This is a genomic window from Ruegeria sp. CDSC081 (assembly GCF_059610485.1).
This window is the reverse complement of record NZ_JBXWNS010000001.1, coordinates 573,958-598,379: the sequence shown is the minus strand read 5'-3', so window position 1 is coordinate 598,379 and position 24,422 is coordinate 573,958. Positions and strand designations below refer to the sequence as shown.

Sequence of the window (24,422 nt, the reverse complement as noted above, 5' to 3'; positions counted from 1 at the left end):
TGGTAGCCCGTAGGGGAATCGAACCCCTCTTTCCAGGTTGAAAACCTGGCGTCCTAACCGATAGACGAACGGGCCACGCTAGCTTGTGGGGGGCCTTTTACGGTTTCACTCTGACCCCCGCAAGCCGAAAAACGCAGGGTTGTGAAAGTTTTTTGGCGGTGGCGAATGCGGCCTTAGATCGCCTCGGCGGCATCTTCCAATCTGAGTTGTACGGTTTGCCGTCCACCCCATGTGTTTACCTCAAGTCGTCCGGCGAAATGAAAGCGCGCGCCGCCGTGATTGGTCAGCCGTTCCCCCATTGGTCCGTCAAAGGCGCCAAACGCGATGGCATCCAACCCGGCACCCACCCCGTCCGACAGCGACAGCTTCAGATGGGAGTCGCCGACCCGCTTGGCAAAGCGCACCTGTAAGTCCGGAAAGGCATACCGCGGAGCCGGAGCACTGGCGCCGAAAGGCCCTGCTTTTTCAATCTGTTCAATCAGATGGACAGTGGCCGCGCCGGGCATAAGTGTGCCTTCAAGTTTCAGGTCAGCAGGGCCGGTTTGACCTGCCCCTTGTTTTGCCAGCAATTCGCTGAGCCGTTCCATCGCCGGTTCCAGCTGATCACGCATGACCGTCAGGCCAGCCGCCATCTTGTGGCCGCCGCCCTTGACCAGCAGACCTTCCGCCGCCAGCCGCTGAATCGAGGCACCCAGATCGACACCGGTCACTGATCGGCCCGATCCTTTGCCCTCATCCCCGTCCAGTCCGATGACGATGGCGGGGCGGTTGGCGGTTTCTTTGAGGCGCGACGCGACGATGCCGACAACGCCCGGATGCCAGCCTTCCCCGGCCGCCCAGACCAAGGGCGCATCAAGGCCCCGTTCTTCGGCCTGTTCCATGGCGGCTGCCCGAACCGCATTTTCAATATCGCGCCGCTCGGTGTTCAACTCGTCCAGCCGTTGGGACAGAGCCTCTGCTTCATGGGTTGAATCGGTGCTGAGCAGCCGGGCACCCAGATCGGCCTGGCCGATCCGGCCCCCTGCGTTGACGCGCGGGCCCAGCATGAACCCCAGATGATAGCTGTTGGGCGCGGAATCCATCCGCGCCACATCCGACAGCGCCACCAACCCCGGTCTTTGTCGTTGCGCCATGACCTTTAGCCCCTGACGCACAAGCGCACGGTTTGCACCGATCAACGGGGCCACGTCCGCCACTGTGGCCAGCGCCACAAGGTCCAGCATTGCAATCAGGTCAGGCCCTTTTGCACCCGCTTCGCGCAATTGCCGTCCGGCCTCGACCAGCATCAGGAACACGACGGCGGCGGCACAAAAATAGCCAAGATCGCCGCTTTCGTCCTGTCTGTTCGGGTTCACCACGGCCACGCAATCGGGCAAAGTTTCACCACCAAGGTGGTGGTCCAGGACGATGACATCGGCCCCCTTTGCGGCGGCGATGGGTTCATGGCTGAGGGTTCCGCAATCGACGCAGATAATCAGATCATGCGCGGCGGCCAGTTCCTGCATCGCCGGGACATTGGGGCCATAGCCCTCATCAATCCGGTCAGGCACATAGAGCGTCGCCTGCAGGCCCATCTGACGCAACCACGTGAGTAGCAGAGCAGCCGAGCTGCCGCCATCCACGTCATAATCGGCAAAGATCGCAATACGCTGCTTTAGACGGACCGCAGTCAGAAAACGGGTTGCAGCGGTTTCCATGTCTTTCATCGCGCGCGGATCGGGCAACAGCTCTTTCAGCTTGGGTTCTAGAAATCCCGGAGCTTCCATTGCTGGAACACCGCGCCGGGCCAGAACCTGACAGACGGCCCGAGGCAATCCGGCTTGTTGTACCAGCATCTCGGTCGCGCGCTCTACATCCGCCGAGGGGCCGACCCAGCGACGTGCAGACAGTGAATGTTCAACCCCAAGAAAGCTCATGTCCTGCCCCTGATGTGCCAAGGCCGGACCCTCGCGGACCCGGCCTTATCATTTCTATGGATAGCCCTGCACGATGGTCAGGCGCAAGAACTTAGCCGTCGCTATGCGACCACGTCGGCGTGCGGTAGGACATGCGCCGAACCGACCCGGTTTTCGACCGCATCAACAGGGTGGTGGTTTCAACCCAGCCCGGCTCGCGCTTGATACGCGGCAGCAAAGAGCCGCCGGTGACGCCGGTTGCGGCAAAGATCACATCGGCGGTTACCATCTCATCGCGCGAATAGATGCGGTCCAGATCGGTGATGCCCGCTTTGGCGGCGCGGCCGCGTTCGTCATCATTGCGGAACAGCAGGCGGCCAAAGATCTGCCCGCCCATGCATTTCAGCGCTGCGGCGGCCAGAACACCTTCGGGGGCGCCGCCTTGGCCCATATACATGTCGATCCCGGTGACTTCGCTTTCGGCGCAGTGCATGACGCCAGCAACATCACCATCGGTGATCAGGCGGATAGATGCACCGGTTTCGCGAACTTCGGCAATCATAGCCTCATGCCGAGGGCGTTCCAGAATGCAGACGGTAATGTCGGCAGGCTCGCAATCCTTGGCCTTGGCCAGTGCTTCCACACGTTCGCGCGGGCTCATGTCCAGGCTGACAACGCCTTCAGGGAAACCCGGGCCAACGGCCAGTTTGTCCATATAAACGTCCGGTGCATGCAGCATTGATCCGCGCGGGCCCATTGCTATCACAGTTAACGCGTTGGGCATGTCCTTGGCTGTCAGCGTGGTGCCTTCCAGCGGGTCCAACGCGATGTCGACGCCGGGACCATTGCCGGACCCGACCTCCTCACCAATATACAGCATCGGTGCCTCGTCGCGCTCGCCTTCACCGATGACAACGACACCGGCGATATCCAGAAGGTTCAACTGTTCGCGCATGGCATTCACAGCGGCCTGGTCAGCGGCCTTTTCATCACCCCGTCCAACCAGCGAAGCCGAAGCAAGCGCAGCCTGTTCCGCAACCCGCGCCAGGCCCAGAGACAACAGGCGGTCATTGAAATCAATCTTGGCAGCACTCATTTTCACTATCCTCAGGTCAGTATCGGCGTCTTGTCCGGCATAGCCTGCGTATCGTGCAGGCCGCAAGGGTCAAACCTCTTCAATCCGCAAAGCAACCGGTGTGCCCGAAACAACATCGGTCTCGTGCAGGCCCAGCAAGGCGACATCCAGCGTGGCACGGGTGGTTTTGTGGGTAACTATCAGAACCGGCGCGGTGCTTTCCGCATGGGCGTATTGGCGCATGCGATCAATCGAGACCCCGGCATCGCCCAGGATGGCCGCAACTTTGGCCAAGGCGCCGGGTTTGTCTAGCAGACCCAGACGCAGATAATAGGGGGCAGGGCGACCAGTCAGCGCTGGCACTGCGTCCTGCAAAGAACTGGCAGGGCGGCCGAAGGTCGGAATCTGAAGCCCACGTGCCAGATCGCAGACATCGCCCATCACCGCGCTGGCCGTTGGACCCTCGCCTGCTCCGGGGCCACGCAGAACAACCTGCTCGACCGCGTCGCCTTCGATCACTACCATATTGGTGCCGCCTTCAAGCTGGCCCAGGGGCGAGTCACTGGGCACCAGACACGGCTGCATCCGCTGTTCAAGCCCCCGTGCCGTGCGCTGAGCCACGCCCAACAGTTTGATCCGGTATCCCATGTCATGGGCCTGGTCGATGTCATCCAGACTGATCTGCTGAATGCCTTCGATCTCGATCCCGTCGAAATTCGGTTTGGTGCCGAATGCGATTGAGGCAAGCAGCGCCAGTTTATGGGCGGCGTCTATCCCGCCCACATCCAGATTTGGATCGGCTTCAAGGTAACCCAGCTGCGCGCATTCGTCGAACAGGGCGTTATATCCCTGCCGCTGCGATTGCATCCGGGTCAGGATATAGTTGCAAGTGCCATTCATCACCCCCATGACGCGGGTGATTTCGTTACCCGCAAGTCCTTCGGTCAGGGATTTGATCACTGGAATGCCGCCAGCCACGGCCGCTTCGAAGCGGATCACACGGCCCGCGGCTTCGGCCATTTCGGCCAGTTCCTGACCGTGAATGGCCAACAGGGCCTTGTTGGCGGTGACGACATCCTTACCACTGGCTAGCGCCGCTTCGACCGAGGCTTTGGCAGGTCCGTTTTCCCCGCCCATCAGTTCAACAAAAACATCAATATCGTCGCGCTGCGCCAAAGCGACAGGGTCAGTTTCCCAGGCATAATCCGACAGGTTCACACCGCGATCCTTGCCAGCGTCACGCGCGGAAACCGCTGTGATCTGGATGGGACGACCCGTTCGTGCCTGCAGCAGGTCGGCATGGCGGCGCACGATCCTGACGACACCCACACCAACAGTTCCCAAGCCCGCAATTCCAAGCCGCAGCGCCTGTGTCATCCTGTGGGTTCCTTTCCGCTCGAATATCCTAAACTGGGGTGTTTCCCCGTTCCCGCTGCCTTAGCGGGTTCGGCGCCGAGGCGCAATCCGCGACACCCATGCCGGGCGGCAGAAAACCTGAGGATTAATTGGTCTGAGCGTTTTGCAATGCCGTTGCCTTTTTCTTCAACGCCTTGCTGCGGTCGGTCAGTTCACTTTCGACCTCTGCCGCTTCGTACAGCGGGTCAACAGGCACAGCGAAAACATCTGCCAGTGGGGTTAATTTGGGGTAGGGGGCCGATTGCACATTTGGCCCTTCGCGGTCTTTCAGCTCGGGAAAATTGGTGCATCCCAGGCAGAGCAAAACTAGGGGCAGAAGAAGAAGGGGCTTCATGATGAAACCTTATTGTGGCAACTGGCATCCGTGATGCACTTTTTGTCCGGTCGTTTCAAGCGGGCTTCTATCTGAACATCCGTTCAGATATGGTGGATACATGGCACGTACACAAGGCTCACACTCGGACATTACCGGCCCGCGTATCCGGCAGGCAGCGCTTCGGCTTTTCGCGCGCCATGGGTATGCTGCTGTTTCCATGCGGAAAATTGCGGGCGAGGTTGGGGTGCAGGCCGGGGCATTGTACAATTACACCCCGGATAAGCAGAGCCTTCTGTTCCGTTTGATGCGCGACCATATGCAGGATTTGTTGTCCGCCTATGGCGAGCAAAAGCAAACTGGCGATCCGCAGGATGCTTTGCGTCGGTTTGTCGGATTTCACATCCGGTTCCACCTGCAGCGCCCTGACGAGGTATTCATCGCCTATATGGAACTTCGGAACCTCACGCCCGAAAACTTCGCCGAAATAGAGGATCTGCGCCGCAAGTATGAAGACGGGCTTGAGGCCATTTTGCGCGAAGGTCAGCGGGCGGGTATCTTTGCGGTCGCGGATACGAAGATTGCGACATTGGCGGTCATCGCCATGCTGAACGGCGTCATGACGTGGTATCGCGCCGGTGGGCGGCTTTCGCTGGACGAGGTTGAAGCCGTCTATTGGGACATGGTCCGAAAGGCGATGACTGCTTAAGGGGCAGTCAATGTGCCGGCCGAATAAACGTCCCGTTGCGCAATTCGCGAAAAGCCTGTTCCAGCTCGGTCCGGGTGTTCATGACGATGGGGCCGTGCCACGCGACCGGCTCATTGATCGGTGCGCCGGAAATCAGCAGGAACCGGACACCTTCCGGACCTGCCTGAACGGTCACTTCGTCACCACTCCCAAAGCGAACCAGTGTTCGGTCTCCCGACATGTCACGAATGTTCACCTCTTGGCCGCCAACTTCTTTTTCCAAAAGGACCCCCGCAGGCCGCGAGGAATCAGCAAAGGCGCCCGCGCCTTCGAATACATATGCAAATGCGCGACGGTAGGTGTCTATGGGGAAGGTCTTCTTCACACCTGCCGGAATTTGGATGTCCAGATACTGAGGGTCGGCGGCGATGCCGTCGACTGGGCCTGTCTTGCCCCAAAACGTCCCCACGATCACGCGGACAACGGTTCCGTCATCGTCCTTGATTTCAGGGATCTCTTTACGCGGCACGTCCTGATATCGCGGTGTTGTCATCTTTTGGGCCGCGGGTAGATTGCCCCACAGCTGAAACCCGTGCATTTGGCCGGTTTGGCTTCCCTTGGGCATTTCCTGATGCAGGATTCCGGACCCTGCCGTCATCCACTGCACATCACCCGCGCCAAGTGTTCCGTTATTGCCAAGTGAATCCGAATGGTCAACCGAGCCGGACAGGACATAGGTGATCGTCTCGATCCCGCGATGCGGATGCCATGGAAATCCAGCCTGATAGTCCTGCGGGCGTTCATTGCGAAAGTCGTCGAACAGCAAAAAAGGATCCAGTTCTGACGGGTCCTGAAAGCCGAAAGCGCGGTGCAGTTTAACGCCTGCCCCCTCCATCGTCGGTATGGCCTTTCGGGTTTCCAAAGTCGGTCTGAGGGACATTGCTGCGCTCCTGTTGCTATGGGGAAGATGTACCGCACTGCCATGGCGGGTCAATTTGCGCTGAAACACGCAACCTGTGCGAAATTCAGCAGGTGCGTTCGCCTCTGTTGTTTGGCTGGGAAAGTGGCTAAACCCAACTGCAAAGTGGGAGAGCAGCAAATGCAACAAGAAGTTCTGGCCGTGGTCAAAGCCTCATCACCCAGGCGGTGGATGGGTGTCGGAATGTTGTCGACCGTGGGCTTTCTGGTTGTTTTCGTCGCGCTTGCCGCGCCGCCGGAGCCATCCTGGCAGGCATTCCTGTTTGTGGTAGGCGCGGCGTCCTTCTGGCTGGCCTATCGCATGTGGCAGGCAACCTCGGATTGGATCGAGCTGACTGAGACCGAACTCAGAACCGGGGCAGGGCAGCCGATCGCCGCAATAGAAGACATTGAAACCGTCGAAAGAGGCGCGTTTGCCTTCAAGCCGTCGAATGGCTTTCTGGTAACAACCCGGCAATCAGGTGCAAATAGATGGGCGCCGGGGCTGTGGTGGCGCTTGGGACGCCGCGTTGGCATCGGCGGCATGACATCCGCCGCCGAAACCAAATTCATGTCCGAGATTTTGTCTGTGATGGTGGCAGAGCGCGGCTAGGTCAGACCTTCAGCGCCACCTCGTTATTCGAAGGCGGGGTGGAAGGCACTAAGATGCCAACCCACCCTGTCCTAGTTCGTTGCGCTTTCCGCACTCGCACCGGAATCCCCTGTGCCAGGGTCCTCGATTTCACCGATCTCGCCAGACCCGTCGGGATTTTCCTCAATTTCAACAACGCCCGACACATTTGCCGCAACCTCATTGGTAAAGCGTGGGCGTGTAAAGACGAAATTTTCAAAGACATGTTCGCCTTTGAGGAAATCTACCCCATAGATCGAGTCAAAGACCGGAATGTAAGCATTCGCCGTTTCAACAATGATCAGTGTGTCCTGGTTCGGCATAGGCGGCAGGTTATCACGCATGCGGTCGATATTGTCGTCGGTCCAGATGCTGTCGTAACCGCGCGCGGTTGACCATCTGACGTAATGACGATCATCCTGTTCGTCGAACACAACCAGCGACACGCGCAGATTCATCTGTGATCGGTTGTTGACCATCGCCACCAGCAGCGAATGCAATGAGGTGATATAAGTGTCCGTGATCGTGCCGGTCTCGCGAGAGATCAAATCGCCAACGGTATACGCCGCTTTCAGGTTAGATGCGCTTTGGCGGAAGCCGTCGAAATACGTGAAAGCGCCTGTGATCGTCCACACCAGCATCGGAAAGACAAGCAAAGCCTCAACCGTGAGTACCCCACTCTCGTCTTTCGTCTTGGATTTCAGAAGATTCCGGAGCTTTGAAATGAAAAACATAGGCTTACAGAGGCTCCTGTACGAAGGCAGTCGTCGCGGTAAGTTCGATCTGGCCTGATTCATCCGACAAAATACGCCCCATCGCCGATGTAGGGAAAATCGGATCGACCTTTGCGCAGGCCCGAAGGATCATCAACTCGTTCGAAAGGCCATTTTCGAAAGCGCGAACTGGGTTCACTTCTTCAGAATTGTCAGTGCAATCCGGAACAGGGGGAAGGTTCAACCCGACAAACGCGCTTTGTTGCAGCATCTCCAGCTGCAAGTTGGTGGTACAGCGTTTGATCACTACGACGCGATCACAAATCGTATCTTTGATCTGATCATGCGTTGGGTTGGCGCCTGTGCCGAGGCGAATGTCGCGAACTGTCTGGTCCACAGCCCGCTCTAACATCGCCTGCTGCAAAGTGACCACAGAATACTCCAACGCACTCAGGATGAAGAACATGAATGCCGGGAAGATGATCACAAACTCGACGGTGACCGCCCCATCTTCCCTGCGTTTCAGGCTTCGCAGCTTTGAAACAAGGGCTCTGATCATTGGGTCAACCGCAGTTTTCTGATCGACGACGCGATAGAAGCAAATGCGTCTTCCAGGTCCAGACCGTTCACATTGTATACATGGCTGTCCGAGCTGGCGCAGTCCTTGATGGTTTTGTACCCGGCTCTGGGTGCTTCGAAGGCGATGCCATAGACAATGACGCCCTCATCTTTGGCTGCGTTACAGATATGCTTGGTACGCTGGTTCTTGGCCGAAGTTTCAACTTTAGAATACGCTTTCGAGTACCACTCGGCCCATGCACTTGACTGCCAGTAATAGTTATATCTTGCATTCCAGGCCAGCGACACACGGTTGAAAAGTTCTGGATAGGTCAGGCGAACAGCCGTACCCAATTCTTCGTTGGCTGGTGTCTCTGGATCAGGATTGCCGAACGGATGGTCCGCCCATGTGTTCTGCTGTGGCCAGAAAAAGTTCGGGCGACCCTGCGAATGGTAGACTGTGTATTCGGAGGCCTCAGCATTGTACCAGACATCAGACAAGCCCTCCCGAAGGGACGGGTTCAGCATATACTGGTTCGTGTTCTGACCGTCGGTCATTACGATTACAATTTTCAAGATGTCCGAGTTATAGTCTGACGGGCGGGTCCGGAAGTGATTTGGAACGATGTTGTCGTCAGCTAGGTCGCTCACAATGCCACGAACGCTTGGGTCAAGGAAGGCCACGCCCCATTTCATGCCGACATCTATCGAGGTGTTCCCGGTTGCAGTCAACGCCTTGATCTGGTTGGTCAATGCCTCCAGATTATCGGTAACAGGCGTAATCGCACTGCCATCGCGGACCGGGCAAACCGGTGTTCTGATCGAGCCTTCGGAATAGGTGAAGGGGTCAAAGTGCGCAGTGCGTTCCAGCCTGTCATCACGCTCTAGGTCCGCGTCGCTATACTGTTCAGGGATAAAGTTCACACAATGAGAGTAGTTGTGCTCTGCTGTAACGTTGTTGAATTTGCTCAGGATGGGTTCACCCGCGTTGACCTGAGTTGCGTAAGGCACGATCGAGATCGAAATGCCTTCGCGGTTCGGATCATCTGAATCCAGCATAAGCGTGACAAATTCAGTGGCCGCATCCTGCAGAAGCGCAATTTTGCTCTTCCCGCCAGAACTCGAATAATTGTTCATTGAGCCTGAGATGTCGAGAACCAGCGAGATTTCAACAGCACCAATGCTTTCGACGGCCGTGCTGGCCGCGTTAGCGGTCAAGCTGTTGACGCCAGAGAAATGCATAAAGTGGGTTTTGATGGTCGCCTCGGCGGTGGCTGATACTTTACGTGATCCAAAGCCTTCTTCCACCACGACAGAAGTGATTTTGCCGCCCAGCCCGGCCTTCTCGAAATAGGCATCGACAATTTCGCGTGCGGGCTTTTTCTGATCAAGGTCAGCGGCCGCAAGAACGGCGCGGTCCAATGTTGATTGCAGATTGGCGCGGTCGCGTTCGAAATTCATTAGGTCAACGCCAGCTCCGGTCGAAGCGAATATCACCAGGAAACCCAACAATACAAAGATTGTGAATGTACCGTCTTCGCTTTTTGCGAACCGGCGCGCGCTCAGCGCGGATTTTGCGCCGCTTTTGCTTTCGCGTAGAAACTTGGGCATTTTCATCTTGCAGACCTCGCTGAGCAGACATCCAAAGCTGCTAAGGAAAAGTTAACGTATGGAAATTAACTGCGAAACGTGGCGGGAATTGGGCGAAAAGGGCCCAGTTTTGGCTGGTTTGAGGGAAATTGAGGGATAATTCCGGACCGTTGCGCGGGGCTGTATTCGATGCGTGAACAATTCGGCGGATAATGTCTGGGTTTGGCGACTCAGCCAGAGTTCGAATATTTCCCCGTAACTTGAGATTTTATTTCTGCTTAAATATTGATCGTTTAGCAAAGGGGTGCGACAAAACGTCAGAACGCAAGTCGTTCGCCGGCACGGAGGTTTAAATGACGGCCACAAAAGAACCCAGCTTTCGAGAGAGTGTAGATCTAATGTTTAACAGGGCAGCGTCCCTGATGGATCTGCCTCCGGGCCTTGAAGAAAAGATAAGGGTCTGCAACGCCACCTACACTGTACGCTTTGGCGTCCGGCTGCGCGGTGACATACACACGTTCACCGGATATCGGTCGGTGCATTCCGAACATATGGAGCCGGTGAAAGGCGGTATCCGCTTTGCCTTGGCGGTCAACCAGGACGAAGTCGAAGCGCTTGCGGCGCTGATGACCTATAAATGCGCTCTGGTCGAAACGCCGTTTGGCGGATCAAAGGGTGGGTTGTGTATCGACCCACGCCAATACGAAGAGCATGAGCTTGAACAGATCACCCGCCGGTTCGCCTATGAGTTGGCCAAGCGCGACCTGATCAACCCGTCACAGAACGTGCCAGCCCCGGATATGGGGACGGGTGAGCGTGAAATGGCGTGGATGGCGGACCAATACGCCCGGATGAATACAACTGACATCAACGCGCGCGCCTGTGTGACAGGCAAGCCGCTGAATGCTGGCGGTATTGCCGGACGGGTCGAGGCCACGGGCCGCGGCATTCAATATGCGCTGCGCGAGTTTTTCCGCCATCCTGAGGACATTCAAAAGGCAGGGCTGTCGGGCAAGTTGGACGGCAAGCGCGTAATTGTTCAGGGTTTGGGAAATGTGGGCTACCACGCTGCCAAGTTCCTGAGCGAGGAAGATGGCTCTCGTATCGTAGGCATCATTGAATGGGATGGTGCGCTGTATAATCCCGACGGGATCGACGTCGAGTCGGTTCGCCAATGGATCATCAAGCATGGCGGTGTCAGCGATTATCCCGACGCCACCCATTCCGCCGAGGGCGGGGCCGTACTGGAAGAAGAGTGCGACATCCTGATCCCGGCGGCGCTGGAAGGTGTGATCAACCTTGATAATGCCGATCGCATCAAGGCCCCGTTGATCATCGAAGCTGCAAACGGCCCGGTGACAGCTGGTGCAGACGAAGTTCTGCGCGATAGGGGCGTCGTGATCATTCCTGATATGTACGCAAATGCTGGCGGTGTGACCGTTTCGTATTTCGAGTGGGTTAAGAACCTCAGCCATATCCGGTTTGGCCGCATGCAGCGTCGCCAGGAAGAGTCGCGGCACGAGCTGATCGTCAGTGAACTGGAACGGCTGGACCGCTATCTGGGCGATGCCTGGTCCATGTCTCCGAACTTCAAGGCGAAATACCTGAAAGGTGCGGATGAGCTTGAGCTTGTTCGTTCTGGGCTCGATGACACTATGCGGATTGCTTACCAGTCGATGCGTGAAGTCTGGCACAGTCGCGACGATGTCGAGGATCTGAGGACCGCTGCCTACATCGTGGCCATTGACCGTGTCTCGAAAAGCTACCGCGCTAAGGGGCTTTGACAATACACTCTGCGGGCGGCTGGCATCTGATCCATCGCCCGCAGGACCAAGGCGCAACAGGGCTGCGCAAGATGCAATTCGACGATGGCGCGCATCCGCGCCCGGCAGTAGACTTCAGCGACGAGAACGAATCCCGGAGACCACCATGTTGCGTATTGCCGTTGCGGCTATTTTACTGGCCACACCTCTGGCTGCTCAGGAAACAAAAGAACAAAGCTGCCAGCATCAGGCGGATGTCGTGGCGGCGATCCAGCAGGCGCGACTTGACCGCGTGAAGGAGCGCGACGTGCCGCAAGCCGTGGCCGATACAGGTCCGACCTGGCCCGCGAACTATAATGCCGCGATCCCGCTGATCACCCCTTGGGTCTATGAGCAGAAGATGCGCGATGTGCGCAAAAAGGATCTCGGCGCCACGTGGATGGAGCTGTGCCTGCAGCAGTAATCCAAAACCTTGCGATTTCTTTGCGGACAAACGCGCGCCTTCCCCTTGGCGCGCGTTGCCGTTTCTGTCAGGTTTAACCCATGTCATTACCACCCGGTTTTCTGGATGAGTTGCGCACCCGGCTGAGCTTGTCTCAGGTCGTCGGGCGCAAAGTCATATGGGACGCGCGCAAGTCCAATCAGGGCAAGGGCGACATGTGGGCTCCGTGCCCGTTCCATCACGAGAAGACAGCATCGTTCCACGTCGATGACCAAAAGGGATTCTATTACTGCTTTGGCTGCCATGCCAAAGGGGATGCGATCAGCTTCGTGAAAGAGACCGAGAATGTCTCGTTCATCGAAGCGGTCGAAATTCTCGCGCGTGAAGCCGGAATGCCGATGCCAGAACGTGACCCTAAGGCGCAAGAGAAACAGGATCGTCGCACGCAACTGGCCGAGGTGATGGAACAAGCAGTGCAGTTCTTTCGGTTGCAACTGAAAACAGGGGCAGGTGGGGAGGCGCGCGATTATCTGGCGCGGCGCGGCTTGAAAGAGCAGGCGCTGGATCGGTGGGAAATCGGCTTTGCTCCCGACGGTTGGCAGGCGCTTTGGGATCACCTACGCGGCAAGAACGTGGCCGAAGATCTGATCCTTGGTGCGGGTCTGGCCAAACCCTCGAACAAAGGTAAAAAGCCCTATGACACGTTTCGGAACCGGATCATGTATCCGATCCGGGATCCGCGCGGGCGTTGCATTGCGTTCGGTGGCCGGGCGATGGACCCCAATGACAATGCGAAATATCTGAACTCGCCCGAAACCGAACTGTTCGACAAGGGGCGCAGCCTCTATAACCAAGGCCCCGCGCGGCAGGCTGCCGGCAAAGGGCAGCCATTGATCGTGGCCGAAGGATATATGGATGTGATCGCGCTTGCCGAGGCCGGTTTTGGCGCATCGGTGGCCCCATTGGGCACCGCAATCACCGAGCATCAGTTGCAACTGCTGTGGCGTATCTCGGACGAGCCGATCATTGCGCTGGATGGCGACACGGCGGGTTTGCGTGCTGCGATGCGGGCGGTCGATCTGGCCCTGCCGCTGCTTGAGGCAGGAAAGTCCTTGCGCTTTGCGCTGATGCCCGAGGGCAAAGATCCCGATGATCTGTTGCGGGCCGAAGGTCCAACGGCAGTGCAGACGGTGTTGGAAGAGGCCATGCCAATGGTCAGGCTGCTGTGGCAGCGCGAAACCGAAGGCAAGGTGTTCGACAGCCCTGAACGCAAGGCTACGTTGGAACGCACACTCCAAGAAAAGACACTGCTGATCCGAGATGGTTCAATTCGCTCTCATTACGAGCGAGAAATCAAGGATCTGTGTTGGAAACTGTTCCGCCCACAAAGGCAGAAGCAAAACCGCCCCTGGCAACCGCGCGGGAAATGGAAACCTCAGCCACAACCGGCCACACCGGGTGCGCGGGCGTCGTTCCTGGCATCGTCCGACAATGCCGATATCCAGATGCGCGAAGCCGCCATTTTGGCCATCGCCGCATTGAACCCCCAAGTCGTGGTGCAGTTTGAGCACCAACTGGAAGAAATGGAGTGCCGTGACCAAGATCACGCGGGCCTGCGCGATGCCATTCTGCGGCACGCGATAGATGATCCTGAGAACCTCAAACAACATATTGCGGAAACTTTGGGACATCACGCCCTTGAAAACCTGCTGACCCTTCGCCATGTCGCAGTGATCCCCTGCGTGAATAAACCGGGCGACGTTGAAAAGGCCGAAATGACATTGGCTGAGGAACTCGCCAAAATCAAAGCTCTCAGGGGTCTGGACGCAGAGATTGCCGAAGCCGCAGAGGAGCTGTCTGATCTGGACGATGAAGCGTTGACCTATCGCTTGGCGCAAGCTGCCGAAGAGCGCAACAGAACAAGCCGAAGCCAGAATGAAGACAGGGCCGTTTTCGACATCGCTGACAATGGTGCGCGAATCAACCGCGACGAGAAGGATGCGTTTAAGGCAATCATGTCAGGTATCAATTTCGAGCGAAAACGCCGGTAATGTGGTGTTTTCGTAAGGCACTGGAAAAGAAAAACAGGTAAACGGGTGGCCGAATCACTTCAACGCGCTAATGATTCGGTTCAATCGAATCACCCATCCCTGCAGGAGCATTGAATGGCCGCCAAGGATACAAACGAAGACAGCAAATCCGACGAGCAGGAACAGGAAATCTCGCTGGACATGAGCCAGACTCAGGTCAAGAAGATGATCGCCGAGGCTCGTGAGAAAGGCTACATCACCTACGACCAGCTCAATCAGGTCCTGCCGCCTGATCAGGTCAGCTCGGAACAGATCGAAGACGTTATGTCGATGCTGTCCGAGATGGGGATCAACATCATCGAAGATGAAGAGGCGGAAGAGGAAGAGAATAAAGGCTCGACCGACCTGATCACAACGGAAAGCAACCGTGAGGTCACGCTGGCCGGTGCCGCCGCAGAAAAGCTTGATCGTACCGATGACCCGGTGCGCATGTATCTGCGCGAAATGGGTTCGGTCGAACTGCTCAGCCGTGAGGGCGAGATCGCTATCGCCAAGCGGATCGAGGCTGGTCGTAATACGATGATCCTGGGGCTTTGTGAAAGCCCGCTGACCTTCCAGGCGATTACGATCTGGCATGATGAATTGCTGTCCGAAGACATTCTGCTGCGCGACGTCATTGATCTGGAGGCCACTTTCGGCAATCAGATGGACGAAGACGGCGATGTCGAAGAGCCGGTCGTCGACACTTCGACCGTGCAGGCCGCAAAGCCCGCCAAGGAAGAAGGCCCCGAGCTGGATGCAGATGGCAACCCGATTGCGACCGATGATGACGATGACGAAGACGAGCAGGCGAACATGTCGCTGGCTGCTATGGAAGCTGCTCTGAAAGATCAGGTTCTGACGACGCTCGAGCGTATTTCGACTGATTTTGCGATGCTGAGCGAAATGCAGGACAGCCGGATTTCGGCAACCCTGAACGAAGACGGCACATTCAGCGACACGGACGAAGCGACCTATCAGAAGCTGCGCGCCGAGATTGTCGAGCTGGTGAACGGCCTTCATCTGCACAACAACCGGATCGATGCTTTGATCGACCAGCTATATGGCATCAATCGTCGGATCATGTCGCTGGACAGCTCGATGGTGAAGCTGGCGGATCAGGCCCGCATCAACCGTCGCGAATTTGTTGACGCCTATCGTGGGCGTGAACTGGACCCGAACTGGCTGGCTGAGATGGCTGAAAAGCCGGGCCGGGGCTGGCAGATGTTCATCGAACGCTCGACCTCCAAGGTCGAGGAACTGCGCAACGATATGGCTCAGGTCGGGCAATATGTTGGCCTGGACATCAGCGAATTCCGCCGCATCGTACAGCAGGTCCAGAAAGGCGAGAAAGAGGCGCGCCAGGCCAAGAAAGAAATGGTCGAAGCCAACCTGCGCCTGGTGATCTCGATCGCCAAAAAATACACGAACCGTGGTCTGCAATTCCTTGATCTTATTCAGGAAGGTAACATTGGCCTGATGAAGGCCGTAGACAAGTTCGAATACCGCCGCGGGTATAAGTTCTCGACCTACGCCACCTGGTGGATCCGTCAGGCGATCACCCGGTCCATCGCGGATCAGGCACGCACGATCCGTATCCCGGTCCATATGATCGAGACGATCAACAAGTTGGTTCGGACCGGACGTCAGATGCTGCATGAAATCGGCCGCGAGCCGACGCCGGAAGAACTGGCCGAAAAGCTGCAGATGCCGCTGGAGAAGGTCCGCAAGGTGATGAAGATCGCCAAGGAACCGATCAGCCTGGAAACGCCGATTGGCGACGAAGAAGACAGCCAGCTTGGCGATTTCATCGAGGACAAGAATGCTGTGCTGCCGTTGGACAGTGCTATTCAGGAAAACCTCAAGGAAACGACCACGCGTGTTCTGGCCTCACTTACCCCGCGGGAAGAACGGGTTCTGCGGATGCGGTTTGGCATCGGTATGAACACCGACCACACTCTGGAAGAGGTCGGCCAACAGTTCAGCGTGACCCGCGAACGTATCCGTCAGATCGAGGCGAAGGCGCTGCGAAAACTGAAACACCCCAGCAGGTCGCGAAAGTTGCGGTCGTTCCTGGATCAGTAACCCAGAAAGGCGCCTCGACCGAGGCGCCTTTTTCGTTTGAAACCACTGTTCACGGTGGCTTGTAGAAACATCAATTTGGCGAGAACTCACAAGAAGCCCGCTGCGCGTCTTCCTATATCCGCAATGTCCACTCATGGGACGGGCCGGGGCGAGGCTGCAAGGCTGACGACCCCCGGCTACCTCAAAGTTACGATCACGGGTCCAGGCGGCTGCGGAAAGCGCTGGGCGCGCGACCCGTCCACCGTTTGAAAGCGGTGGAAAAGGCGGGTTGGTCTGCGTAGCCAAGTGAGAATGCAATTTCAGATAGCTGCATACCGTTGGTGATGAAAGTTTGGGCCAGATCACAGCGCAGATCGTCTGCGATCTCTCGATAGCTTGACCCTTCATCTTTTAGCCGACGCGCAAATGTTCGCGGGCTCATGCCGAGATTGGCTGCTATGTCATCGGCTTGCGGAAAATTCCCCGGCATCGAACGTGTAATCAGACCCTCGACCTGCGCCCGCAATTTTTGCTTAGGCGAGGCCCGATCTGCCAGGACGCGTTCCCCGTACTCAATCAGATGCTCTCGAAGCATCGGGTCATATGTGGGCACGGGAAGATCCAGAGATGAAGGCGACAGAACAATCTCTAGGTTTTCTGCTCCAAACTCTACCGAAAATCCTGCAAGCTTTTGAAATAGGTTTCTTTTCTCTCCAACCTCGTGTTGAAAGCGAATTGCTATGGGGTGGAAGTCTGACTGCGTCAGGTTCCGCATTCGCGCCAGTGTCCCAAACATCAAAAACTCTGTGCGTCTGTGATACCGGGCAAAACTTGCGTCTTCCCAATCCGCCTCGAAGGACACAAAATTCCCGGCATGGCGCAGACTGAAGGTGATTGTGGGATCTATGATGCGAGAGAAGCGGGTTGTGTTTTCAAACACCTGTCGGAGGTCACGAGAGTACTTGCTGATATAGGCTGTAATGCTAGAGGCCGAACTGACTTTTGAACCCGCATAGGCGGCAAAAGTTATGTCGCGCATAGCGTCGCAGGCATATCTGATGAACATCGCCTCAGTTTGCGCACTGTAGACTGTAGTGGGGGGAGCGATTGCCGCTCGGCTTAGACCGCTGCGTTCCAAAAGCTGGTCTGCCAACTCTGGGCCGCCCGAACGCTCATCTACCGTTCGGGTCAAGTGTTGAATTCTGGCAATATCAAGTTCCATATCCAATTCTTAATGCTTTCGCGAAAAATTTGAACCCAGTTTGCAGGAGTGCAGGCAAACCCATCTGGCAGGTTTTCACATGTTTCTGGCACTTTTCAGCAAGGATATAGCAACGCAAAGGCATAGTTACCTCGTGTTGTCGGGTCAGCACCTTATGGGGATGAGGGTAGAGCTCCGGTCGTCTCAGACTAGCGATCGGTGGCTCCCCGGCACGTTTCATCTGAAAACCTACGTGTCGCATTGCGAATTTTACCCTTCAATGGCACGGTCCGGTTGTGGCGAAATTGATCTGGTATCCAATGCAAGACCGGGCGATCTCAGATGTGGGAACCGAGCAGAACCTCATCGTTTTTGATGGAGAATGCGTGCTGTGTTCTCGGTTTTTCAGGTTCATGCTGTGGGCTGACACAAAGAAGCGGTTCAAGTTTGTAATTGCCCAGTCCCCCATAGGACAAAGCCTTTACCGGCAACTCGGCCTGCCCAACGACGAGTTTGAAACCAATCTTGTGATCGTTGACGGTGTTGTGCATCAGCGCTTGGATGCTTTTGCTGCTGCAATGCGCAGCTTACCCGCTTTGTGGCCTGTTCTGTCGGCCTGTCGATTTCTTCCGCGGTTTTTGAAGGATCCGCTTTATCATTTCATCGCGCGCCACCGATTTGCATTCTTTGGACGGTTCGAAACGTGCCTGGTTCCGGATTCATCCATGAAAGCGCGGTTCTTCCCCGGAGGGTATGCGTGAGGCCGGACCCATTTCTGCAGGCCCTTCCAGCCAATTCTGAGGTGCCGGATGCGGTCCGAAAATTCCACAGTGAAACGGCAGAGTTTACAGGACTATGCAGCATCCAAAGAGGAACCGGGTGGTTGACCTCTTTGTCATTGTGGTTGGGTGGGTTTCCCCCCGCTGCAGATACTCAGACGGTCCGCATTCGAACCAAACTCAATGGCCAGGAATGGGAATGGTTCAGGGATTTTGGCGGGCATGAGACGCTGTCTCATCTGGTCTACGACGCAGACAGGCGGTGCGTGAAAGAGAGGATCGGAGGGCTGACCATCTGGATGCGCCCACAGGTTCGAGGTCAAAAGCTGCATTTGAACATCCTGCGCCTCACTCTATTGGGGGTGCCATGCCCAAACTTTCTTTTACCGCGTTCGGCGACGGTGGAATGGCAGGATGATCAAGGCCGGTTTCGGTTCGATGTTTCGGCAGAAATGCCGATGTTGGGTCAACTGATCCGATATCGGGGCTGGCTGATGCCGGTTCACGTAAATAGGAACAATGCCTGAAATGAACGTGAGGTGGCTTTGCCATGGCCGCCTGCAATCTACTTTAATATTTACCAAGAAACATGAGAGAGTAGCATTATGAAAAAAGTGATCACATCTGCGGTTCTGGCGGCTGCCACGTTGTTTGAACCGGGGGCGGTGACAGCAGCACCAAACGGTTTTCAGACTGTTGCAGTAAACGACAAAGTGTTTGAGGTGATCCCGCGTGCGCGCAGGGATGTGGATGGCTATTGGTGCGCTGCTGCAGATTTTGCTCGTCGCAGCTTGGGGGCAGGGTGGCAGCAGAATATCTATGTTGTGCGTGGATATGGCCCAAGCGAAGCCACCGGTCGCCGCACGGCGGTCCAATTCTCGTTGACCCCTCCAGCAAATGTCGAGCAGAGCACAAGCTTTGTTTCCATTGGTTTCCAGCCGGGGCAGAGCAGGTCCGTCCAGAACGCGAATGGCCTGTGTTTCCGGCAGCCAATTTTTGACTGAAGAATGTAAGACCCGCGTTTTGCAGACCGAGTTTATCATTTCAACGCAGGGGCCGGGGCTGTATGAGTTCACCTCGGGTATACGAGACTGGCTTGCTCCAAGCGGTCGCGACGGATTGTTGACCCTGTTTGTGCGCCATACCTCGTGTTCTCTGGCCATTCAGGAAAATGCGAACCCCGAGGTGCGGACGGATTTGCAGGCCTTTTTCGAACGTCTAGCGCCACCGGCGGATGATCCGTCGATGACGTATTTAAGGCACACCTATGAGGGGCCAGACGATATGCCAGCACATATCAAAGCTGCGTTGCTGCCTGTGTCCTTGGGCATTCCTGTCGCCGCAGGGGTGCCCATGCTGGGGACATGGCAGGGTGTTTATCTGTTTGAACACCGGACCCAATCACACAACCGACGCGTCGCTGCGCATTTCGCGTGACCCCTTTATTTAGCGGTGAAAATTTCCGACTACCCAAATCCTAGAGGCTGCCCTATAGTTGTGGATAAGTGGGCCACAGCGCTTACTAAAAGAGGCGGAACAAGAGACGAGGAGACGGCGGATGCGCTGCCCGTTTTGCGGAAATATCGACACTCAGGTCAAAGATTCACGCCCGGCAGAGGATCATGTCGCGATCCGCAGGCGCCGTTTCTGCCCGGCCTGCGGCGGCCGGTTCACCACCTATGAACGCGTTCAGTTGCGCGATCTGGTTGTGATCAAAACCAATGGAAAGCGCGAAGATTTCGATCGAGACAAGCTGGAACGTTCGATCCGGATCTCGATGCAGAAACGCCCGATTGATCCGGAACGCATTGATCAGATGATCTCGGGTATTGTGCGGCGGCTGGAAAGCATGGGCGATACCGACATTCCGTCCAGCAAGATCGGTGAAATTGTTATGGAAGCTCTGGCGCGGATCGACACCGTTGCCTATGTTCGGTTTGCAAGCGTGTATAAGAATTTCCAGGCGGCCGATGATTTCGAGGAGTTTGTCCACGAACTGCGCCCGCCGCAGCCTTCGACGGACGAGTGAGCGAAACAGATAAGCGATATATGGCGCTGGCCCTTGCCTTGGGGCGGCGCGGACAGGGGACGTGCTGGCCCAACCCATCCGTTGGCTGCGTACTCGTACAGGACGGGCGGATTGTTGGGCGTGGTTGGACGCAACCTGGTGGTCGGCCACATGCAGAAACCGAAGCGTTAAGACAGGCAGGATCGCAGGCGCGTGGCGCGACTGCTTATGTCTCGCTTGAACCCTGCGCCCATCACGGACAGACCCCGCCTTGCGCTCAGGCCTTGATTGAGGCCGGTGTGGCGCGTGTTGTTTCAGCCATCGAAGACAGTGATCCGCGTGTTGCCGGGCAGGGCTTTGCCATGCTGCGCGACGCTGGGATTGACGTGACAACCGGTATCCTTGCCGATCAGGCGGCCCGCGACCACGCCGGTTTCTTCTTAAAAACCGAACAGGGCCGGCCATTTGTCACGCTTAAACTGGCCAGCAGTTTTGACGGGCGCATTGCGACCGAAAGCGGCAATAGTCAGTGGATTACGGGTCAGACCTCGCGGCGGGCTGTTCATGCCATGCGGGCAACGCATGATGCCGTCATGGTTGGGGCGGGTACAGCGCGTGTAGACGACCCCTCTCTGACAGTTCGGGATCTTGGGATTGAACGTCAGCCTGTGCGCGTCGTCGTTTCGCGCCATCTGGATATCCCGTTGATGGGTCAACTGGCACGCACCGCCTCGAAAATTCCGGTGTGGTTGTGCCATGGTCCTTCACCGGATGCCGAACGTGCAAAAGCGTGGGAAGGACTGGGCGCAAGGCTTATCCCCTGCGCGTTACGCGATCATCACATTGATGCCGCTGACCTGTTGCTGCAGTTGGGGCAGGAGGGTTTGACCCGCGTCTTTTGCGAGGGCGGATCGTCCCTGGCCGCGTCGCTTTTGGTGGACGAACTGGTTGATGAGTTGATCGGCTTCAGTGCCGGGCTTGCGATTGGTGCCGAAGGTTTGCCTGCCATCGGGGCGCTTGGTATGGATCGTCTGGATGAGGCCCCACGGTTTGAACTGCTGGAGACCCGCATCATCGGTCAGGACGTGATGCATCGCTGGGCGCGGGCATTGCGCTAACGGCGCCAGAGATGCGCCTGTGTTGCGAAAACGCCCTGTAGTTTCGAGAGCAGTCTAAGGCCATGACCCGATCGGCTCTGGTAGCCGTCTGTCAGCCTTTCCAATACCACTTCCGGAGGGCAGGGCATGTCGGTGACAGGGTCCAGATACCTCGGGTAATCGATCAGTGCGGCATGGATCAATCCCAGCAGGGAGGGCCGTGCACCACGACGGGCGGGGACGGACCCCAAATCCTGCGTCAAACCCCAACCAGCATAAAAGGGTGCACCGAGCGTTGTGACCGGCAATCCGCGCATCAGCGCCTCGAACCCTAGCAGAGAGGTCATGGTCCAGACCTCCTGAACCTCACCCAACAATGCAGCGGGATCGGTGTTCGTGACGATCAGGTCTGCTAGCCCCTCAGCCTCGGCCTCACCTTCACGCAGGCCAGCTTCGACATCGGGATGCGGTTTATAGATCAGAACGGCGGTCGGGTTCATCTCGCGGGCGGTGCGTAGAAGTTCGGTATTGGTGCGAACGGTGCTGGTTCCAAACAGGATCGAGGCATCGTCCTCGACCTGTCCGGGCACCAGAATGCGGTGACCTTTTGGCAAGTCCGGAACCGGGCCGCCGGTGTTATATTTGCTGACCGCTCCGGCGATAATCTGTGTCACCAACCGCTCGGCCCGCAATTCCTGATCCGGTCGCAGGGTCTCCCGCTTGGCGATCATCTCTTCCAACCTGCTGGGTTTGGTCGGGTCGTAATAGATCCCAAGGTCATCTAGCGACAGCGACAGAGGCGGCACAAGGCTGGCCCCCAACCCACGGGACCGAACGAAGCCATCCTCGACCCGTGTGACGTTTTCCATATCACGGCCGTGCCGCGCCCAAACCATGTGGGGACGATCTGGGTTTTCGGGAACGTCAGGCGTGAATTTTACCTTTTTCTCGCGCCCAAACATGTGCTGCAGGTGCCTGCGTTTCCAAAGCCGCATCCCGGATGCCGTCCAGCCCTTGTGATCTTGTCGCCAGGCGCGGGTCAGACCTTCAAGCGTGTCCAGCACGGATTCGAATTCGCACAGCTGATCCCGATAGGGATCGTACCACTTGGGATAAAGAACCATGGTGGCGGCGAAGAGTTGCGCGCGCGTTAGGTTTCGTTGGCGTCTTGGGAAATGGGCTTCGTCTTGGGTAAGACCCCAACCGGCGTAAAACGGTTGGCCGAAGACGCGGGGTTTGTGACCGGCCAATATGGCCTCGAACCCAAGTTGCGAGGACAGGGTGTAGACGCCCACAGCGCCCTCTAACAAGGTCCAGGGGCTGATGGCGCTGTGCTGAAAGGATACGCGGTCGGTCAGATCATCGGCAGAGTAATATCCGGGCCGGTGCCCTGCGATCGTGTCGGGGTGGGTTTTGATCAGAACGGTCGCGCCGGGGTTCTCCTCTTGCGCCATAACCAGCATCTCGCGGAACCGGGCCTCATCGCCGCCGCTTGCCCTTACAGAAGCATCGTCGCGTGCTTGATCGACAACCAGGACATACCCTGGATCCGGCGCAGGGGTCGCGGGATCATAGGCGGAATACTTACTCAGATGCAGTTCGCGCAGCCGCGCCATCCCGCCACGTGCCCGGTTCAGCAGGGCCGTATTATCCAACGGGTCGGTCGCAAGAAGTGTTTCCAGATCCGAAGGCTGTGTTGGATCAAAATGCACACCGCTGCGATCAAGCAGCAGACCCAGCGGAGCCTCGCCACTGCGTCCTGAGTGCAGAGATCGCAGGAATGCATCCTCTACGCGCAAGATCGGAGCATTGTATTTGGTCGCTATTCGCAGTCCACGATGTGCCGTCGGGCTATTGCCCCAGATACCCACCAGATCCGACCCTTTGGGCGTGCCGATGCCGATATCATATCCGGTCAGTGACAGAATTCTCCGCACGCGCGCGGCTGTCAGAAATCCGCCATTATAGACCAAAAGACGACTGCGTTCGGCCTTGGCATACGTTCCTTGTGGAACGGAGGGCATCATCCGCCTGTCAGAGTCGTGACATTGGCAAGCGGGGTCAGGCCACCGGCGATCAACGAGATGGATTTGCTCCATTGCGCGTAAGGTGCTTCGGTGACGTAAATTGTGTCATCATCGCGGATGACAAAGTCACGGGCGATGAAAAGGCCATTGGGAGCTGTCAGGTTCAGCACGTAGATCATGCGCTGCTCTCCCTGCAGGTCCGGTTTTCCCATGACTGACCGGACAATGTCCTGCCGTTCCTTTCGTAGAACGAAAATACCGGTCGGGTCCGAAGACAGGGGCTGTAAGCCACCAACCTGTGCCAGCGCTTCCAGCGCGGACAGATCCTGACTGTCGAATGCCACGCGCGACTGACCGCCCGTCGCCCCCAAGGCGACATAGGACCGGTTGTCGGCTTCGACTAGAATGCGGTCGCCACCCCGCAGGGCAACGTCAAATTCCGGGTTGCGGAACAAGTCATTGTACCAGACCGTCCCTTTTTGATTGCCTCGGATCAGTGTCACCAGGGCGATATCGGACCCTTCGATCACGCCGCCAGCCCGTGTCAGCATTCCGGCCAGTGTGCGGGTTGGTCGTTCGATCGGATAGATCCCGGGTGCGGACAGGGTGCCCGATAGTGAGACGGTTGATCCGTCCCCGGCGATACGGCGCACTTCGACCTGAGGATCAGGGGTCTGGTCCTGGAGCTTTTCCGTGATCAACATGCGAAGCTGTTCCGGCGTGTTTCCGGCTGCGCGCAGGCGCCCGGCATAGGGAACAAAGATGAAGCCCTCGCTGTCGACCTGTACCTCTTCCAGGGATGTTGAGGCACCGGTCTCTCCGGATAACAGCCCGTCATCCACGTTTTCCCAGATTGTCAGGCCCAGTACATCACCCGGACGAACCGTGTCGGCGGTCAGGTTCTGAGCGCTACGGAAGGTTTGCGAGAACCCGTATTGAGGCACTGCGGACGTGACCTGCGCCACCCGGTCGTCAACCTCAACAACATAGGCGTTTCCACCTTTCGTGGTCGAACCGGCAAGGATTTCGGATTTGTTTGGGCCAGTTTTAGGTAGTTGGCACGCGGCCAGCAGGCCAAGAGCGGCCACAAGGGTTACACCCCGTCCCCATCGGATTGGAAAGCGCTGCACTGCCGA

General features: G+C 57.2%; 23 protein-coding genes and 1 tRNA gene. 12 read left to right on the top strand and 12 right to left on the bottom strand.

Annotated elements, in window-relative coordinates; all coding sequences use genetic code 11:
* From AC2FH9_RS03010 to AC2FH9_RS02990, 5 genes are all read right to left on the bottom strand, one after another.
* Positions 1 to 75 (bottom strand) — tRNA-Glu (locus tag AC2FH9_RS03010).
* Between the two features lie 98 nt (positions 76 to 173).
* Entirely contained in the window at positions 174 to 1,916 is a 1,743-nt protein-coding gene (gene recJ / locus AC2FH9_RS03005; protein WP_496749170.1) for a single-stranded-DNA-specific exonuclease RecJ, read from the bottom strand.
* 91 nt (positions 1,917 to 2,007) lie between these two features.
* On the bottom strand, positions 2,008 to 2,991 hold the full coding sequence (gene glpX, locus AC2FH9_RS03000) for a class II fructose-bisphosphatase (protein ID WP_271946243.1): 984 nt from the start codon (positions 2,989 to 2,991) through the stop codon (positions 2,008 to 2,010).
* A 69-nt stretch (positions 2,992 to 3,060) separates the two neighbouring features.
* Positions 3,061 to 4,347: a homoserine dehydrogenase gene (locus AC2FH9_RS02995; protein ID WP_142634682.1), complete on the bottom strand. Its 1,287-nt coding sequence runs from the start codon at positions 4,345 to 4,347 to the stop codon at positions 3,061 to 3,063.
* A gap of 124 nt (positions 4,348 to 4,471) precedes the next feature.
* Complete coding sequence (locus AC2FH9_RS02990) at positions 4,472 to 4,720, bottom strand: hypothetical protein (RefSeq protein WP_142634680.1); 249 nt, start codon at positions 4,718 to 4,720, stop codon at positions 4,472 to 4,474.
* Between the two features lie 100 nt (positions 4,721 to 4,820).
* Here AC2FH9_RS02990 and AC2FH9_RS02985 point away from each other — a divergent pair, with 100 nt between their 5' ends.
* On the top strand, positions 4,821 to 5,408 hold the full coding sequence (locus tag AC2FH9_RS02985; protein WP_142634678.1) for a TetR/AcrR family transcriptional regulator: 588 nt from the start codon (positions 4,821 to 4,823) through the stop codon (positions 5,406 to 5,408).
* A gap of 7 nt (positions 5,409 to 5,415) precedes the next feature.
* Here the strand turns inward: AC2FH9_RS02985 and AC2FH9_RS02980 are convergent, their stop codons facing one another.
* A complete protein-coding gene (locus tag AC2FH9_RS02980; protein ID WP_496870704.1) occupies positions 5,416 to 6,327 on the bottom strand; it encodes a pirin family protein in 912 nt (303 codons plus the stop codon).
* Positions 6,328 to 6,486: 159 nt separating this feature from the next.
* On the opposite strand from AC2FH9_RS02980, the gene AC2FH9_RS02975 reads away from it, so the two are divergent.
* Positions 6,487 to 6,957, top strand: coding sequence for a hypothetical protein (locus tag AC2FH9_RS02975; protein WP_281972336.1), 471 nt, complete (start codon positions 6,487 to 6,489; stop codon positions 6,955 to 6,957).
* Positions 6,958 to 7,028: 71 nt separating this feature from the next.
* On the opposite strand, the gene AC2FH9_RS02970 is transcribed toward AC2FH9_RS02975, so the two are convergent.
* From AC2FH9_RS02970 to AC2FH9_RS02960, 3 genes are all read right to left on the bottom strand, one after another.
* The gene (locus AC2FH9_RS02970; RefSeq protein WP_496699992.1) at positions 7,029 to 7,616 is read right to left on the bottom strand and encodes a TadE/TadG family type IV pilus assembly protein; all 588 of its coding nucleotides are present in this window, start codon (positions 7,614 to 7,616) and stop codon (positions 7,029 to 7,031) included.
* A gap of 97 nt (positions 7,617 to 7,713) precedes the next feature.
* On the bottom strand, positions 7,714 to 8,247 hold the full coding sequence (locus tag AC2FH9_RS02965; protein ID WP_496870702.1) for a TadE/TadG family type IV pilus assembly protein: 534 nt from the start codon (positions 8,245 to 8,247) through the stop codon (positions 7,714 to 7,716).
* The gene (locus AC2FH9_RS02960) at positions 8,244 to 9,857 is read right to left on the bottom strand and encodes a TadE/TadG family type IV pilus assembly protein (RefSeq protein ID WP_496870700.1); all 1,614 of its coding nucleotides are present in this window, start codon (positions 9,855 to 9,857) and stop codon (positions 8,244 to 8,246) included. Before AC2FH9_RS02960 ends, AC2FH9_RS02965 begins: the two co-directional genes overlap by 4 nt.
* 332 nt (positions 9,858 to 10,189) lie before the next feature.
* Here AC2FH9_RS02960 and AC2FH9_RS02955 point away from each other — a divergent pair, with 332 nt between their 5' ends.
* From AC2FH9_RS02955 to rpoD, 4 genes are all read left to right on the top strand, one after another.
* Complete coding sequence (locus AC2FH9_RS02955) at positions 10,190 to 11,620, top strand: Glu/Leu/Phe/Val family dehydrogenase (protein ID WP_496749167.1); 1,431 nt, start codon at positions 10,190 to 10,192, stop codon at positions 11,618 to 11,620.
* A gap of 145 nt (positions 11,621 to 11,765) precedes the next feature.
* Positions 11,766 to 12,062, top strand: a complete 297-nt coding sequence (locus tag AC2FH9_RS02950) for a hypothetical protein (RefSeq protein WP_142634663.1) — start codon at positions 11,766 to 11,768, stop codon at positions 12,060 to 12,062.
* Positions 12,063 to 12,142: 80 nt separating this feature from the next.
* The gene (gene dnaG / locus AC2FH9_RS02945; RefSeq protein ID WP_496870698.1) at positions 12,143 to 14,092 is read left to right on the top strand and encodes a DNA primase; all 1,950 of its coding nucleotides are present in this window, start codon (positions 12,143 to 12,145) and stop codon (positions 14,090 to 14,092) included.
* A gap of 114 nt (positions 14,093 to 14,206) precedes the next feature.
* A complete protein-coding gene (gene rpoD / locus AC2FH9_RS02940; protein ID WP_142634659.1) occupies positions 14,207 to 16,195 on the top strand; it encodes an RNA polymerase sigma factor RpoD in 1,989 nt (662 codons plus the stop codon).
* Between the two features lie 193 nt (positions 16,196 to 16,388).
* Here rpoD and AC2FH9_RS02935 read toward each other — a convergent pair whose 3' ends face one another.
* Complete coding sequence (locus tag AC2FH9_RS02935; protein ID WP_496749165.1) at positions 16,389 to 17,366, bottom strand: helix-turn-helix domain-containing protein; 978 nt, start codon at positions 17,364 to 17,366, stop codon at positions 16,389 to 16,391.
* A gap of 305 nt (positions 17,367 to 17,671) precedes the next feature.
* On the opposite strand from AC2FH9_RS02935, the gene AC2FH9_RS02930 reads away from it, so the two are divergent.
* From AC2FH9_RS02930 to ribD, 6 genes are all read left to right on the top strand, one after another.
* Complete coding sequence (locus AC2FH9_RS02930; RefSeq protein WP_496749164.1) at positions 17,672 to 18,136, top strand: thiol-disulfide oxidoreductase DCC family protein; 465 nt, start codon at positions 17,672 to 17,674, stop codon at positions 18,134 to 18,136.
* Complete coding sequence (locus AC2FH9_RS02925; RefSeq protein WP_342781991.1) at positions 18,079 to 18,681, top strand: DUF4166 domain-containing protein; 603 nt, start codon at positions 18,079 to 18,081, stop codon at positions 18,679 to 18,681. The genes AC2FH9_RS02930 and AC2FH9_RS02925 overlap by 58 nt, the downstream gene beginning before the upstream one ends.
* A gap of 78 nt (positions 18,682 to 18,759) precedes the next feature.
* Positions 18,760 to 19,158 (top strand): hypothetical protein, encoded by a 399-nt coding sequence (locus AC2FH9_RS02920; RefSeq protein WP_142634653.1) that lies wholly within the window; start codon positions 18,760 to 18,762, stop codon positions 19,156 to 19,158.
* Between the two features lie 19 nt (positions 19,159 to 19,177).
* A complete protein-coding gene (locus AC2FH9_RS02915) occupies positions 19,178 to 19,591 on the top strand; it encodes a secondary thiamine-phosphate synthase enzyme YjbQ (protein WP_496870718.1) in 414 nt (137 codons plus the stop codon).
* Between the two features lie 121 nt (positions 19,592 to 19,712).
* Positions 19,713 to 20,183 carry a transcriptional regulator NrdR gene (gene nrdR / locus AC2FH9_RS02910; RefSeq protein ID WP_142634651.1) on the top strand — a complete coding sequence of 157 codons (471 nt, stop codon included), beginning with the start codon at positions 19,713 to 19,715 and terminating at the stop codon, positions 20,181 to 20,183.
* Positions 20,180 to 21,280 (top strand): bifunctional diaminohydroxyphosphoribosylaminopyrimidine deaminase/5-amino-6-(5-phosphoribosylamino)uracil reductase RibD, encoded by a 1,101-nt coding sequence (ribD, locus tag AC2FH9_RS02905; protein WP_496870695.1) that lies wholly within the window; start codon positions 20,180 to 20,182, stop codon positions 21,278 to 21,280. The genes nrdR and ribD overlap by 4 nt, the downstream gene beginning before the upstream one ends.
* Here the strand turns inward: ribD and AC2FH9_RS02900 are convergent.
* Positions 21,277 to 23,283: a capsule polysaccharide biogenesis protein gene (locus tag AC2FH9_RS02900; RefSeq protein ID WP_496870716.1), complete on the bottom strand. Its 2,007-nt coding sequence runs from the start codon at positions 23,281 to 23,283 to the stop codon at positions 21,277 to 21,279. The genes ribD and AC2FH9_RS02900 overlap by 4 nt on opposite strands.
* Positions 23,283 to 24,416 carry a polysaccharide biosynthesis/export family protein gene (locus AC2FH9_RS02895; protein ID WP_142634645.1) on the bottom strand — a complete coding sequence of 378 codons (1,134 nt, stop codon included), beginning with the start codon at positions 24,414 to 24,416 and terminating at the stop codon, positions 23,283 to 23,285. The genes AC2FH9_RS02900 and AC2FH9_RS02895 overlap by 1 nt, the downstream gene beginning before the upstream one ends.
* Positions 24,417 to 24,422: the final 6 nt, after the last annotated feature.

What these genes read in the sequence shown, in the direction of transcription:
- rpoD (WP_142634659.1), top strand. Translation starts at nt 14,207, where the DNA reads ATGGCCGCCAAGGATACAAACGAAGACAGCAAATCCGACGAGCAGGAA.
- AC2FH9_RS02950 (WP_142634663.1), top strand. Translation starts at nt 11,766, where the DNA reads ATGTTGCGTATTGCCGTTGCGGCTATTTTACTGGCCACACCTCTGGCT.
- AC2FH9_RS02960 (WP_496870700.1), bottom strand. Translation starts at nt 9,857, where the DNA reads ATGCCCAAGTTTCTACGCGAAAGCAAAAGCGGCGCAAAATCCGCGCTG.
- AC2FH9_RS02990 (WP_142634680.1), bottom strand. Translation starts at nt 4,720, where the DNA reads ATGAAGCCCCTTCTTCTTCTGCCCCTAGTTTTGCTCTGCCTGGGATGC.
- AC2FH9_RS02965 (WP_496870702.1), bottom strand. Translation starts at nt 8,247, where the DNA reads ATGATCAGAGCCCTTGTTTCAAAGCTGCGAAGCCTGAAACGCAGGGAA.
- AC2FH9_RS02900 (WP_496870716.1), bottom strand. Translation starts at nt 23,283, where the DNA reads ATGCCCTCCGTTCCACAAGGAACGTATGCCAAGGCCGAACGCAGTCGT.
- AC2FH9_RS02975 (WP_281972336.1), top strand. Translation starts at nt 6,487, where the DNA reads ATGCAACAAGAAGTTCTGGCCGTGGTCAAAGCCTCATCACCCAGGCGG.
- AC2FH9_RS02995 (WP_142634682.1), bottom strand. Translation starts at nt 4,347, where the DNA reads ATGACACAGGCGCTGCGGCTTGGAATTGCGGGCTTGGGAACTGTTGGT.
- recJ (WP_496749170.1), bottom strand. Translation starts at nt 1,916, where the DNA reads ATGAGCTTTCTTGGGGTTGAACATTCACTGTCTGCACGTCGCTGGGTC.
- glpX (WP_271946243.1), bottom strand. Translation starts at nt 2,991, where the DNA reads ATGAGTGCTGCCAAGATTGATTTCAATGACCGCCTGTTGTCTCTGGGC.
- nrdR (WP_142634651.1), top strand. Translation starts at nt 19,713, where the DNA reads ATGCGCTGCCCGTTTTGCGGAAATATCGACACTCAGGTCAAAGATTCA.
- AC2FH9_RS02920 (WP_142634653.1), top strand. Translation starts at nt 18,760, where the DNA reads ATGAAAAAAGTGATCACATCTGCGGTTCTGGCGGCTGCCACGTTGTTT.
- AC2FH9_RS02980 (WP_496870704.1), bottom strand. Translation starts at nt 6,327, where the DNA reads ATGTCCCTCAGACCGACTTTGGAAACCCGAAAGGCCATACCGACGATG.
- AC2FH9_RS02970 (WP_496699992.1), bottom strand. Translation starts at nt 7,616, where the DNA reads ATGCTGGTGTGGACGATCACAGGCGCTTTCACGTATTTCGACGGCTTC.
- dnaG (WP_496870698.1), top strand. Translation starts at nt 12,143, where the DNA reads ATGTCATTACCACCCGGTTTTCTGGATGAGTTGCGCACCCGGCTGAGC.
- AC2FH9_RS02955 (WP_496749167.1), top strand. Translation starts at nt 10,190, where the DNA reads ATGACGGCCACAAAAGAACCCAGCTTTCGAGAGAGTGTAGATCTAATG.
- AC2FH9_RS02985 (WP_142634678.1), top strand. Translation starts at nt 4,821, where the DNA reads ATGGCACGTACACAAGGCTCACACTCGGACATTACCGGCCCGCGTATC.